A 12,363-nucleotide genomic window follows, 5' to 3' on the forward strand; every position below is an offset into this window, starting at 1 on the left:
ATGAATATGAAAATCAGAATTGCCGGGATAACTGAAGAAAGTATTGTTGACGGTCCGGGATTAAGAATAGTAGTTTTCACCCAAGGGTGCCCGCACAAATGCCAAGGGTGCCATAACCCTGATACCCATGATGTAAACGGCGGTTATACCGCTGATATTGACGGATTGTATAACCATATTCAAAAAAATGCTGTTCGTAACAAATTGCTAAGAGGGGTTACTTTCTCAGGTGGCGAGCCGTTTCTCCAGGCTGGGCCGTTGGCCTGTCTGGCTAAGCGGCTAAGATCTCAGGGGCTTGACATTGTTACGTATAGTGGCTTTACTTTTGAACAGTTGGCGGCTATGGCGGTAGAACGCAAAAGTGTGGGCCAGTTGCTTAAACAAACTGATATTTTGGTGGACGGGTTATATCGTGAAACTGAACGTGATTTAGGGTTGGCGTTTCGCGGTTCCCGTAACCAACGGCTGATTGATGTTCCCGCAACATTTGCTGCCGGGCAAGTGGTACTGTGGGAAGACGCTGCGCAAAAGCAGTGGGCGTAAGAAATATCAGCTATTATTTTGCTTAAATATATAATTTTTCTAATTACTCGTATACTATTGTAATATTACCGGCTGTAATTGCCGGCAGACATTACAGGTGGATGTGATATTGTGTCATGGCATTTGATAGAGCGTTTGCAAAGGACTGTTGCCGCTGAACAAGGGACTATGGTGTATGCGCCAGGTTCACGCCGGCCTATGGCGCTCGTTTATCCTAACACCTACCATGTAGGTATGTCTAATCTTGGACTGCATATTATTTATGAGCAAATAAACAGCCGGGGCGATACAGCCTGTGAACGGCTGTTTTTGCCTGAAAAAAAAATATTTGATGAATACGTACGGACCAATACCCCGCTTTTGACTCTGGAAAATCAACTGCCGTTATACGAGTTTCCGCTTATTGCTTTTGCTGTTTCGTTTGAAATGGATTATTTTAATTTGCTTACTATATTAATGGCAGGCAAAATTCCGGTGCTAGCAGCAGAGCGGGGAGAAGGCGATCCGTTGGTTATTATTGGCGGACCTTGTTCAACCTTTAATCCTGAACCATTGGCTGATTTTATTGATGCCTGCATTATCGGTGAAGGTGAAGAAGTCATTCACGAGTTTTTAGACAGCTATTATGACAGCCGGGAACAAGGACTGTCCCGAGAAGAATTGCTTTTACGTCTGGCGCAAATTGAAGGAGTGTATGTGCCGCGCTTTTACCGGCCGGTGTATAACGGAAATGGGACTATTGACACTTTTGAACGGCATGAGTTGGTGCCGGCTAAGGTAAACCGCCGGTATATCAAGGAGTTAGGACGATACCCCGGCCAGACGGTTATTATGACATCTGATACCGAGTTTAAGGATATGTATTTAATTGAGGTGGCCAGGGGGTGTGGCCGGCATTGCCGGTTTTGTATGGCCGGTTATTGTTTCCGCAATCCGCGAGTGCGGTCATTGGCACAAATTGCTGAAGGTGTGAGTAACGCCAAAATATTTCAGGCTAAAGTCGGCTTAATGGGTGCAGCCATTTCTGATTATCCGGAAATTGACAAGCTGTGCCAGCTAATACTAGAACAGGGGCTTACTCTGTCAGTGGCTTCGCTTCGCGCCGACTCATTGACGCCGGCACTGGTTACAGCTCTGGCGGCCAGTGGCCATAAGACTATTACGCTGGCGCCCGAAGCCGGCAGCGAACGGCTGCGGAGGGTCATTAACAAACAAATTACCGATGAACATTTATATCAGGCGGTAGCAGCTGCTACCACGGCCGGCATTCCTCATGTCAGACTGTATATAATGGTGGGGTTACCGGGAGAAACCGAACTGGATATCGAAGCAATTGTCGAAATGGCCAAAAACATAAAAAAATATATGGAGAAAATGGGGAGCAGAGGCATGCTTACCCTAAGTATTAATCCCTTCATTCCCAAACCATTTACGCCTTTTCAATGGCTGCCTATGGCCCCGCTCAGTATAGTGTCTGCCAGGCTGAAATTTGTTCAAAATGAATTAAAGGCAATAAAAGGCATAGAAACCCTCATTGAACACCCTAAAGAGGCTTATATGCAAAGTATGTTGGCCCGTGGTGACAGACGGCTTGGTCAAGTGTTGCTTACCGCTGTGGCTGGTGGTGGAGCAAAAGGCTGGAAACAAGCACTCAAAGTCCATAAAGTGGATGAAGACTTCTATTTGTACCGCAATAGAGGCGATGCCGAGGTTTTTCCCTGGAATAATTTGAGCATGGGATTTGATCCGGCATATTTGTTGGCCGAATATCGGCAATCTCAGGCAGAAAAATACACCCCGTCATGTAGCCCAGGGTGTAAACGGTGCGGGGTATGCCGCTAAGTATGCTGCTTAAGATTTTGTGATTGTTCTTATCACGTCATCAAGTTCACTGTCGATTAAGCGGGAAAATTGCATGAGTATGCTGTCCATAAATCCTGATTTAGACTCAGCTTCTTTTAGCTGAGTTATTTTTTTGCCAATGAGATAATCGCGTCCTTGCCTACATCAAATAACTTAATATCAGCCGAAATGTCCAGCGGATGGAGTGTGACAAGCAGTACATACGAGACTTCGTTTGCTTGGCCGAAGTTTTTAAGTTTGAGAGGCTCGGCCGTATTAAGGTCGTCAAGGCGTAATCTGCAAATATATGGAACGAACCAATGATTTTCTGTCATGCAAACGACAACATTGGAAAAATCCTTATATGTTTTATTATAGTATATGAAACCCAATAAAGATTTTTTTCTAGGCGTGTTGTTAGTAACGCTCCACCGCTGGCGCTTGACTTACGCTTATACTAACAACACGCCTGTAAATCTTTATTGGATACTATATAGTTTATAGGCGTGCAAAAAGCAGAGCTTGAGCTCTGCTTAAATTACTTAATTATTGGCAGGGGCGGCTGGACTCGAACCAACGCATGACGGAGTCAAAGTCCGTTGCCTTACCGACTTGGCTACGCCCCTAATAATGATAAAAAAATGGTGGAGGGAGGTGGATTCGAACCACCGAAGTCGTCAGACGGCAGATTTACAGTCTGCTCCCTTTAGCCACTCGGGAATCCCTCCGTGGTGTAGATTCACTTCGAATTGTTTCGGGAATTGCTAACTGGTAGGGACAACAGGATTCCAACCTGCAACTTCTTGGTCCCAAAATTAGCTTTGCTGTACATTATATTGTATTTTATCATGTATATTCAGGAATTTCAAGCCCAATAGTTAAATTGCGGGTGGCGGCCCAAGGCGCGCCAGCCTTGACAGTCTATGCAGTGGATCATGTGCCAAGCGGCAAAAAAATGCGGCAGGGTGCCAGGAGGTGATACGCCATGACAACTGTGTTGTGACGTTACGTAACGTTTTGTGGTATAATGGAAAATAACGAGGCTATTTGTAAAGGTGGTGGGAGATTGCCCAGGTTTGACATTCCCATGAAGCGCCTGGTCCAGCGCCGGCCCGCCGATTGGGTGCGGTTTTTGCTCCCGAATTGCCGGACTGAGGAGATCAGGCCGTTTACAACGGAGAAAACGCCTAAGATACAGTCACGGATGGATGAAGTGTTTGCGGTACAGGATGCTATCGTCCACTTTGAAACGCAAAGCTACTTGGATACGCCCTTACCGGCGCGGATGCTGCGTTATCGCGCCGACATTTGGGAAGATACGCTGGCGGCGGGCTAGGGGACGCCCCGTATTTACCAGGCGGTAATCTTCTTTTTCCCGGAGCATGAAAATAAAGTGCACGGTCTTGACGATGACGGGATACACTATACTTACCAGGTGGTGCGTCTGTGGGAAGTGGCGCGGGACGCCGTGATCGGCCAGGGGCTGATCGGGCTGTATCCGTTGTTGCCGCTGATGAAAGATGCTGCCGGCGATACGCCGGACACGGTACTACAGCAGGCGCTGGCGAAGATTACCAATGCGGTGGAGGATACGGCACTACAGCAGGATTTGATTGCGGTGCTGGGGATTTTGGGCGGGGAAAAATACGGGCCGGAGGTCGTCCGGCGCTATGTAAGGAGGGAGATGCTGATGCAATCACAGGTGTACAGGGAATGGATTGAAGAGGATATTCGCGAGGCAGAGGCCAGGGCCATTTTGCAAACATTACGGGAGAACATCCTGGAAGTACTGGCCGACCGCTTTGAAGTGGTCAGGCAGCCACTGCGGGCTAAAATCAACGCAGTGGAGGATGTGGGTGTGCTGAAGGCGCTCCACAAACGAAGTATAAAAGTGGCCAGCCTGGAAGAGTTTGAACGCCAATTGGATGAACTGGTATCATAGTTAAAACAGCGCCTGCCCAGTACTGGGCAGGCGCTGCTTCAGAGAGGCGATGAGTGTTGATTGCTAGATGTATTGAAAAACAGCACTCGTTGACACTTGTGACTATATGGTTATCGTTTATGACTACCGCGCCGGGGCTTTTATTGTTCAGGGTTCCATTGGATGCTACTTATTGGCATTGGCAGCGATTATTTAGTAACGCGTGTGTGGACCATGTCGGCCGTTGTGGCATTGGAGCTGTATTTACTATTGGCATCAGCGTGTTTAGGTGAGTTGTTCGGGCGTGCTTTGCATAAGACTAAATAAGTTGTAACTCATAATTTCTCAGTGACCCTCAGTGCTTTTTCAAAGATAAGGTGGAAATAGGGTGGAGTAGGCAAAAAAAAAACAGCCTAGACGAAAATATCGTCCAGGCATTGTTATTTCAACTGGTCGGGGCGACAGGATTCGAACCTGCGACCTCTTGGTCCCGAACCAAGCGCGCTACCAAACTGCGCTACGCCCCGGCTCACATTTATTAAGTATACACATTCATAATAATATTGTCAACAGTGAAGATTGGAATTATATTAATTTTATTTAAAAAAATCACATTATAAATCTCTAGCTTTACAGGAATTTTGCAGGTAATGTCGAAATAAATAACGAAAAATCAAAGTAGTTGGAGGTATAGGTTTGAAAAGCCTCAAATTTGATTTATTTGCGGTTATTTGTGCATTTTCACTTATATTGATTTCACCGCATCCAGTTTCCGCTGCCGTGCAAGACATGCCCCTATTAAAACAGGGAGAAACGGGGGAAGCCGTTTATTCTTTGCAGACTGAACTTAAAAAGTATGGTTTCTATCAATATGGCATTGATGGCAAGTTCGGATTCTATACCAAGTTGGCAGTTATCGACTTTCAACAGGCTGTAGGCATTGAGGCAGATGGCGTTGTTGGGATAGGGACCTGGCAGGCGCTTAGCAACTATGCAGGCAATAGCGAAGTAAGTCGCAGTCAGTTAGCGCAAAGAACCGGTCAACAAATTGCCGGTCTTGCTCAAGAGTATTTAGGAGTTCCTTATGTATGGGGCGGTTCAAGTGCCGCCGGTTTTGACTGTTCAGGATTTACTTATTATGTGTATAGCCGTCAAGGCATTTTTCTACCGAGGGTTGCCGATGATCAATATAATTTTGGAAGGCGCATACCTCTGGCTGATATCCAGCCTGGCGATTTAGTTTTTTATAGTACCTATGCCCCTGGTCCCTCGCATGTTGGCATTTATGTCGGTAACGGCCAATTTATTCATGCTAGCTCAGGTGCGGGTCAAGTGACATTGACAGCTATGTCGAAGCCTTATTATCAAGCCAGATTTCTAGGAGCTTTTCGCGTTGTCCGATAAATATATGAATTTTATTAAAAATAACCGGGTACCCGGTTATTGTTTTGTTTGGCATTCATTACGCAGGGAATAATATATAAACCTGGATGTTAAATTATTTTTTAGCAAAAAGTGTTAATGACGCTTAAATGTGCTAAAATATTTATGTTAAACAGAAATTTAGTCACAGTTCGAGGTAAATATGCGGATTATAACCGGAATTGCTAAGGGAACCAAGCTTAAAGCACCAAAAGGATTGGATGTTCGTCCTACTGCTGACCGGGTGAAAGAATCGGTATTTAATATTCTTGCCAATATAAACCTTCAAGATAGTGGATTTTTGCTCGAAGGGGCAAGGGTGTTGGATTTGTTTGCCGGTACCGGAAATTTGGGGTTAGAAGCATTAAGCCGGGGAGCGGAGTATGCGTTGTTTATAGATCATAGTCCTGCAAGCCTTGCGGTTATTAAAGACAACATTGGTAGTGCTAAATTAAGCGACTTGGCTGAAGTTCGGCGTGCTGACTCAATAAGAGCGCTTGACAAGTTGGTTCAAGACGGTCGAACGTTTACGCTTATATTTATAGACCCTCCGTATAACCGAGGACTGGTCAACAAAGTACTGGGAAAACTTGATGCCGGTACAGTTCTGGAAAGCGGGGGAGTAATTGTTGTCGAGCATTCAAAACATGAACCGGTACACACCAAATGGCAAAATCTTGAATTAATTCGCACCGAACATTATGGTGAAACATTCATAACTTTTTTAATGTACAATACTACTAATTTGTCAATAGGAGGCAAATGAATATGCGAATTGGGGTTTGTCCCGGTAGTTTCGACCCTGTTACCAACGGCCATGTTGATATATTTTTTCGGGCCAGCAAAATGTTTGATTTAGTAATTGTCGCTGTTTTTCATAATCCTAACAAAAAGCCGCTATTTACTATGCAAGAGCGGGTTGAGATGCTGAATGTAGCTACCAAAGATATCCCCAATATCAAGGTTGACTGCTTTTCCGGCCTTCTGAACGATTATGTACGGCAACAGAACAGCAGCTTTATTGTTAGAGGATTGAGGGCTTTAACTGATTTTGAATATGAATTTCAACGGGCTCTGCTCATAAAGAAAATTGATCCGGGAATGGAAACAATTTTCATGATGACCAGTAACGAATATTCGTTTATTAGCTCAAGCGGCATTAAAGAATTGGCTAAATTTGGTGGTCCGATTACTGGACTTGTGCCGGAGTGTTTAGAAGAATTTATTTTGAAAAGAATTCGTGAAGAGAGTTAGACTTTTGCTTTATATGGGAGAGGGAGACAAGTATGAGTATTGAAAAGCTGTTGGACGAAATGGAAACTATGTTGGTGGAAGCAGCGCGCGTGCCGTTTACAAATAAACGGGTAATTGAAGAGGATGACTTGGCAAGATTTTTAGATGATTTTCGTGAACTACTGCCTAAAGAGCTTGATGAGGCTAAACGGGTTATCAGTGAGCGGCAGCGTATTCTTGATGAAGCGCAAAGAGAAGCCCAAAACATTGTCGATCAGGCCAAAGCCTATGTTGCTAAACTGACTGATGAAAACATCATTAATAAACAAGCTCAGGAGCAGGCCAACGAACTGGTTTTTCAGGCCCGTAAAGTAGCCAAGGATTTGCACAACGACGCAGTAGTGTATGCTGACGAAGTTTTTAAGCACGTTATAACCCATCTTGAGAAAACGCTGGAGGTAGTCCGACAAGGGCAGCGTGATTTACAGCAAACAAATAATCAAGGATAAAAGGAAAAGGAGCTAAGCTCCTTATCTTTTTACATACCCATATATACGTCTAGCCAGATGAACGGCTATTGACAACGCTAGCATAATGATGAGTAGAATCCCGATTTGATAAGTTGTCTGCTCAATTCTGGTAAGCCAAAAATTTATACTGTTGCTTTGTGCCATGCTCATAGATACCGGTATTGCCAAAAGTTTTGTAATCTGATGACCGGGTCCGAGAAGCAGCACAGTAATTATGGCGGCAAGTAGGGCATGGAGCAATCTGCCTACCATATATGGCGTCATACGAATGCCGGATTCAATGACAATACTAGCTACCTGGCCATGAACAGAAAGTCCGCTCCAGGCAATAATTGCACTGGTTACCGCGACTTTTTCAATAATAGGAGCGTCAGCCTGACTTGCTGCTAATGTTCCTAAGTCAATCTCTAATAGACCACTTACCAGTGATGGTGCCAAATTAGTGCTATAACCTATGAAGCTTAATATTGATGCGAATATGCCGGTAAGTGCCTCGGTAACACCGAGGACTGACATGATACGGATAAATACCGAGAACACTATGATAAAGCCGCCAATGAGCAAGATAGTATTCATAGATGATTTGACAGCATCACCTAATAATTGGCCTGTTGAGCGCTTATCTTCCCGTCTGGCGTTGTATAAAGCACGAAAAGCACGGATAATGATATTGCCGCTAGCGGTTGACTGATGGTCATTGGCGTAATTATCGCGGTCACGGCCATGGAATCTGAAAATAACGCCAACAAGAAAACTAGACAAATAGTGAGCCAATGCAATGGTTGCGCCTAATTCCGGCATACCGAACATGCCAACTGCTACTGCGCCAAACATAAATAGCGGGTCGGCAGTATTAGTGAACGATAGCAGGCGTTCGGCTTCGACTGCCGAACATAGTTGATTTTTTCTGAACTTGCAGGTTATGACGGCATCCATTGGATAACCGGAGGCCAATCCCATAGACATGGCAAAGGCTCCCACGCCGGGAACATTAAAGATTGGCCGCATTAACGGCTCAAGCAAAACGCCAATGAAGTGAACGACGCCAAGTCCCATAAGTATTTCTGACAAAATAAAAAAAGGCAGTAGTGCGGGGAAAACTACATTCCACCATAAATTTAAGCCCATGATCGCTGAATCAAAAGCATCTTTTGGGTATGTTACCATGGTAATAGTTATAAATACAGTGCAAAAAGCCATACAATATGCCAGTAGCCGTGCACGATAGCGCCTACCACTGCCCCAAATCCGCATATACTAATCTCCTCCTCCAAGCCTTGCGGTTTGATAATATATATATTGACAGGGCAGAGGTAATATAACTAAAATGCGGTTGTTAGACCATTTAGTTTGTATTTGGAGGGATAGCGATGCGCTCAAAAGTAGGTTTGGCCCTTGGATCAGGCGGTTTACGAGGAATAGCTCATATAGGAGTATTAAAAGTGCTGGAGAAGCATAATATTCCGATTGATTATATTGCTGGTTGCAGTATCGGCAGCCTAATCGGAGCACTTTACGCTGCCGGGCTTGACCCTGAGACTATGTTCAAACTAGCCAAAAATTTAAAAAGACGGCATTGGTTGGATTTTGTCATTCCCCAAATGGGTATTATTTCAGGTGAACGGGCGTTGGCTACTATTCGTTTGCTAACTAGACAAATGACGTTTGAGCAGCTTAAATTACCGCTGGCGGTGGTAGCCACTGAACTGAATCGTGGGCAGGAAGTTGTTTTTACCCAAGGGGATGTGGCTAAAGCCGTTCGGGCCAGTATTTCTGTACCGGGAATTTTTATTCCCTTTACGATGGACGACAAGTTGTATGTAGATGGTGCGGTGCTAAACCCTACGCCGATCGACACCGCCCGCAACATGGGGGCTGACATTGTTATTGCTGTTGATTTAGCGCATGCAGGTACGATATGCACTATTAGCAATATGTTCGATGTAATTATCCAATCAATTGATATAATGGAACGGGAATTGTGCAAGCACCGTCAGCATCATTGCGATGTTCTCATTCAACCTGACATAGGAAATATATCTCCAAGTTCATTTGAGAGTATGGATGAATGCTTATTGGCTGGAGAACTGGCAACGGAAACGGTTATTCCCGAAATAAAAAAGATTTTGGTTAGTCGGCAATATATAGAGGAGAAGTCTGATAATCCAGGCCGCCTATCCTCCATTGGCAGTTAGGCGATCCGAGAACATAGACGTCTGTGGCGGCAACATCATAGGACAACATATCTTTTAGCAGCGGCAGATTTTCTTGATACCGTTCTTTACTTGTAAGATGCTGAGAAAATTTTGTAATTATCGGTACAGTTGAACGTTTATTAATCGCTTTAAGCAACAAACGTCCATTTTGGTTAAATGCCAGTATCCGGGCATAGAGCGGGCCTGTCTGGTCAAAGTGCGCAAGTTTGGTTTTGGTTGTTCCCAAAAGCGCGTGAACTAGGATGCGCTGAAGGCGGGTCACTGTATAACGTTTGCTCTTAATAATTGATAACAACTCGCTAGCGGTGGCTGCTTTCAAAGCGGCATCGCTTATTTTATTATGTAGCCCTTCGGTGACATCAGGTAAATCAGCCAGCTCAGACGGACGCATGGTTCTAAGTTTTGCTAAAATAATATTACTAAAAGCGTCCAGTGTCACCGGAGCCCGTCCTGCGGAAATAAGCTTATTGATTTGGTGAGCGCAGACTGGTGGAACAGACTGATAGGCCTTACCGTCAGGAATAAGCAAACCATCTTTTATAATTGCCGTCCTCACAGCAGTAGCGCTGGCAATAGTTGAAGTGATGGAAGTGTCATGATAATTTGCCGAGCAGCGCTCTATGGGGAGTGGCACGAGGTGTGGGGCGTAAGCGGCAATGGCTCGCAAATATTCAATTGCCAATATGTTATTGGGTTTGCGGATTACAGCGGAATCAATCTCTGCTTCTGCATGCAGAGCCATGGCTAGGCTGGCGGCATAGGTTTTACCTGTTTTCATGTTCTGACGTAAGGAGTCGATAGTATTGCCTGTGGCTAATGCTTTTGCTGCAGCGGTGAGTACACTTAAATCGGCTGTTTCAGCGCCAAAGCAGACATAATTAACCACGCCCAGACGGCTCAGTAACTGTATTCCGCCGGTAGCAAAGTACTGGGCGCTGCGTACGGTGAAAACGGCAGGAAGCTCGAGTATAAGGTCGACACCTGCTTTAACAGCAAGAGCGGCCCGCGACCATTTATCGGCAATGGCCGGCTCGCCGCGCTGTACAAAATTGCCGCTCATAATGCCAATAGTAAACTGAGCTCCCGAAATTCGCCGTGCCTTGTTCAGATGGTGTAAATGGCCGTTATGAAAAGGATTATATTCAACAATCATGCCTACTGATTTCATTACACTTCACCCTGTACTAATTGTATACTAATTTTTCTATTTGTGAAATTTTTTATTAAATAATTTTGGTAGCTGAAGGGAAACTAAGTCAGGTGTCGAACACATAAAAAATGTTGGTAAGTTACGATATTGGGACGAGTGGTCTGACCACAACCAATACATACTTAAAAAAAATTAGGGAGGATTTTATTGTGAAAGTTTTGGTTGTCAACTGTGGTAGTTCATCGCTTAAGTACCAATTGGTCGATATGACTGATGAGACCGTTCTGGCTAAAGGTCTGGTTGAGCGCATCGGTTTGGACGGTTCAGTATTAACCCATCAGCCTGCCGGTAAAGACAAAGTGGTTATTAATGCCGACATTACCAATCATAATATCGGCATTAAACTGGTTATTGAGGCTCTGACTGATGTCCAGCACGGCGTTATTGCCAACATGCAAGAAATTTCGGCTGTTGGCCATAGAGTTGTACACGGTGCTGAGAAATTTGCTGATTCAGTACTTGTTACCCCGGCTGTTATGCAGGCGCTGGAAGAGTGCATTGAAATGGCTCCGTTACATAACCCGCCTAACATTATGGGGATTAACGCGTGTGCAGAAATTATGCCTGGCGTTCCGCAAGTAGCCGTATTTGACACCGCTTTCCATCAAACAATGCCCAAACATGCTTTCCTTTATGCTATACCTTATGAAGCTTATGAGAAATATGGTGTTAGACGTTACGGTTTCCATGGAACTTCCCATAAATATGTTTCCCAACAGGCTGCTGAACTTATGGGTGAACATGTGACTAACCTGCGGCTTATTACTTGTCACCTAGGCAATGGTGCCAGCCTTGCCGCCGTTAAATACGGTAAGTGTGTTGACACTAGCATGGGCTTTACCCCGCTCGAAGGTCTGGTAATGGGCACTCGTTCCGGCGGTATTGATCCGGCCATCATTCCTTTCTTAATGAAGAAAGAAGGTATGACAGCTGACCAGGTTGACAATTACCTTAACAAAAAATCCGGTGTACTTGGCGTGTCTGGCGTGTCGAGCGACTTCCGCGACATTGAAGAAGCGGCCAGCTCAGGTAATGAACGCGCTCAACTGGCGCTTGAAATGTTTGCCTATAGAGTGCGGAAATTTATCGGTTCTTATGTTGCAGCCATGGGTGGTGTTGATGCCATTATCTTTACCGCCGGTCTTGGGGAAAACTCTATTACCATGCGTGACAAAATTTGCAACGGCCTGGAATTCCTTGGGACTAGAATTGATCCGGTTAAGAACAATGTTCGCGGCAAAGCGCAAGAAATCAGTGTTGACGGCGCGAAAGTCAAAATTTTCGTTATCCCGACCAATGAAGAACTTGTTATCGCTCGTGATACTAAAGCTATCTGCAGTAATCTGGTATAAAGTTTTAGTTTAATAGTATAAACAGGGAACGCATTGTTCCTTGTTTTTTGTTTTCTTGACAAACTTCTGCCGTGTCGCTATAATAGATGAAGGT

Annotated in this window: 14 protein-coding genes and 3 tRNA genes; 11 read left to right on the top strand and 6 right to left on the bottom strand. The window is 44.8% G+C overall.

The window, feature by feature from the left end; translation table 11 throughout:
- Positions 1–6 precede the first annotated feature (6 nt).
- Positions 7–543, top strand: a complete 537-nt coding sequence (gene nrdG, locus SCACP_RS07855) for an anaerobic ribonucleoside-triphosphate reductase activating protein (protein WP_425060790.1) — start codon at positions 7–9, stop codon at positions 541–543.
- A gap of 111 nt (positions 544–654) precedes the next feature.
- Positions 655–2,385 carry a TIGR03960 family B12-binding radical SAM protein gene (locus SCACP_RS07860; RefSeq protein ID WP_425060791.1) on the top strand — a complete coding sequence of 577 codons (1,731 nt, stop codon included), beginning with the start codon at positions 655–657 and terminating at the stop codon, positions 2,383–2,385.
- A gap of 125 nt (positions 2,386–2,510) precedes the next feature.
- Here SCACP_RS07860 and SCACP_RS07865 read toward each other — a convergent pair whose 3' ends face one another.
- The 3 genes from SCACP_RS07865 to SCACP_RS07875 form a co-directional block, all read right to left on the bottom strand.
- The gene (locus SCACP_RS07865) at positions 2,511–2,720 is read right to left on the bottom strand and encodes a hypothetical protein (RefSeq protein ID WP_425060792.1); all 210 of its coding nucleotides are present in this window, start codon (positions 2,718–2,720) and stop codon (positions 2,511–2,513) included.
- Between the two features lie 215 nt (positions 2,721–2,935).
- Positions 2,936–3,011: transfer RNA gene (locus tag SCACP_RS07870), tRNA-Gln, on the bottom strand.
- A gap of 16 nt (positions 3,012–3,027) precedes the next feature.
- Positions 3,028–3,113, bottom strand: a tRNA-Tyr gene (locus SCACP_RS07875).
- Between the two features lie 338 nt (positions 3,114–3,451).
- Between SCACP_RS07875 and SCACP_RS07880 the strand changes: the two genes are divergently transcribed.
- The 3 genes from SCACP_RS07880 (at position 3,452) to SCACP_RS07890 (ending at position 4,633) form a co-directional block, all read left to right on the top strand.
- Positions 3,452–3,721 carry a hypothetical protein gene (locus SCACP_RS07880; protein ID WP_425060793.1) on the top strand — a complete coding sequence of 90 codons (270 nt, stop codon included), beginning with the start codon at positions 3,452–3,454 and terminating at the stop codon, positions 3,719–3,721.
- Between the two features lie 57 nt (positions 3,722–3,778).
- Positions 3,779–4,327: a hypothetical protein gene (locus tag SCACP_RS07885; protein ID WP_425060794.1), complete on the top strand. Its 549-nt coding sequence runs from the start codon at positions 3,779–3,781 to the stop codon at positions 4,325–4,327.
- Between the two features lie 162 nt (positions 4,328–4,489).
- On the top strand, positions 4,490–4,633 hold the full coding sequence (locus SCACP_RS07890) for a hypothetical protein (protein ID WP_425060795.1): 144 nt from the start codon (positions 4,490–4,492) through the stop codon (positions 4,631–4,633).
- Between the two features lie 123 nt (positions 4,634–4,756).
- On the opposite strand, the gene SCACP_RS07895 is transcribed toward SCACP_RS07890, so the two are convergent.
- Positions 4,757–4,833: transfer RNA gene (locus SCACP_RS07895), tRNA-Pro, on the bottom strand.
- Between the two features lie 169 nt (positions 4,834–5,002).
- Between SCACP_RS07895 and SCACP_RS07900 the strand changes: the two genes are divergently transcribed.
- The 4 genes from SCACP_RS07900 to SCACP_RS07915 all read left to right on the top strand — a co-directional run bounded on the left by SCACP_RS07900 (position 5,003) and on the right by SCACP_RS07915 (position 7,470).
- Positions 5,003–5,710, top strand: a complete 708-nt coding sequence (locus tag SCACP_RS07900; RefSeq protein WP_425060796.1) for a C40 family peptidase — start codon at positions 5,003–5,005, stop codon at positions 5,708–5,710.
- 181 nt (positions 5,711–5,891) lie between these two features.
- Positions 5,892–6,494: a 16S rRNA (guanine(966)-N(2))-methyltransferase RsmD gene (gene rsmD, locus SCACP_RS07905; protein ID WP_425060797.1), complete on the top strand. Its 603-nt coding sequence runs from the start codon at positions 5,892–5,894 to the stop codon at positions 6,492–6,494.
- Positions 6,495–6,496: 2 nt separating this feature from the next.
- Positions 6,497–6,982: a pantetheine-phosphate adenylyltransferase gene (gene coaD, locus SCACP_RS07910; RefSeq protein WP_425061353.1), complete on the top strand. Its 486-nt coding sequence runs from the start codon at positions 6,497–6,499 to the stop codon at positions 6,980–6,982.
- 32 nt (positions 6,983–7,014) lie between these two features.
- Complete coding sequence (locus tag SCACP_RS07915; protein ID WP_425060798.1) at positions 7,015–7,470, top strand: ATPase; 456 nt, start codon at positions 7,015–7,017, stop codon at positions 7,468–7,470.
- Between the two features lie 21 nt (positions 7,471–7,491).
- Here the strand turns inward: SCACP_RS07915 and ylbJ are convergent, their stop codons facing one another.
- Complete coding sequence (ylbJ, locus tag SCACP_RS07920; protein ID WP_425060799.1) at positions 7,492–8,745, bottom strand: sporulation integral membrane protein YlbJ; 1,254 nt, start codon at positions 8,743–8,745, stop codon at positions 7,492–7,494.
- A 116-nt stretch (positions 8,746–8,861) separates the two neighbouring features.
- Between ylbJ and SCACP_RS07925 the strand changes: the two genes are divergently transcribed.
- A complete protein-coding gene (locus SCACP_RS07925) occupies positions 8,862–9,686 on the top strand; it encodes a patatin-like phospholipase family protein (RefSeq protein WP_425060800.1) in 825 nt (274 codons plus the stop codon).
- Here SCACP_RS07925 and SCACP_RS07930 read toward each other — a convergent pair.
- Positions 9,622–10,875 (bottom strand): nucleotidyltransferase, encoded by a 1,254-nt coding sequence (locus tag SCACP_RS07930; RefSeq protein ID WP_425060801.1) that lies wholly within the window; start codon positions 10,873–10,875, stop codon positions 9,622–9,624. The genes SCACP_RS07925 and SCACP_RS07930 overlap by 65 nt on opposite strands.
- A 191-nt stretch (positions 10,876–11,066) precedes the next feature.
- Here SCACP_RS07930 and SCACP_RS07935 point away from each other — a divergent pair, with 191 nt between their 5' ends.
- On the top strand, positions 11,067–12,269 hold the full coding sequence (locus SCACP_RS07935) for an acetate/propionate family kinase (protein ID WP_425060802.1): 1,203 nt from the start codon (positions 11,067–11,069) through the stop codon (positions 12,267–12,269).
- Positions 12,270–12,363 lie beyond the last annotated feature (94 nt).

Source organism: Sporomusaceae bacterium ACPt (assembly GCA_041428575.1).
GTDB classification, from domain to species: domain Bacteria; phylum Bacillota; class Negativicutes; order Sporomusales; family Sporomusaceae; genus Sporomusa_D; species Sporomusa_D carbonis.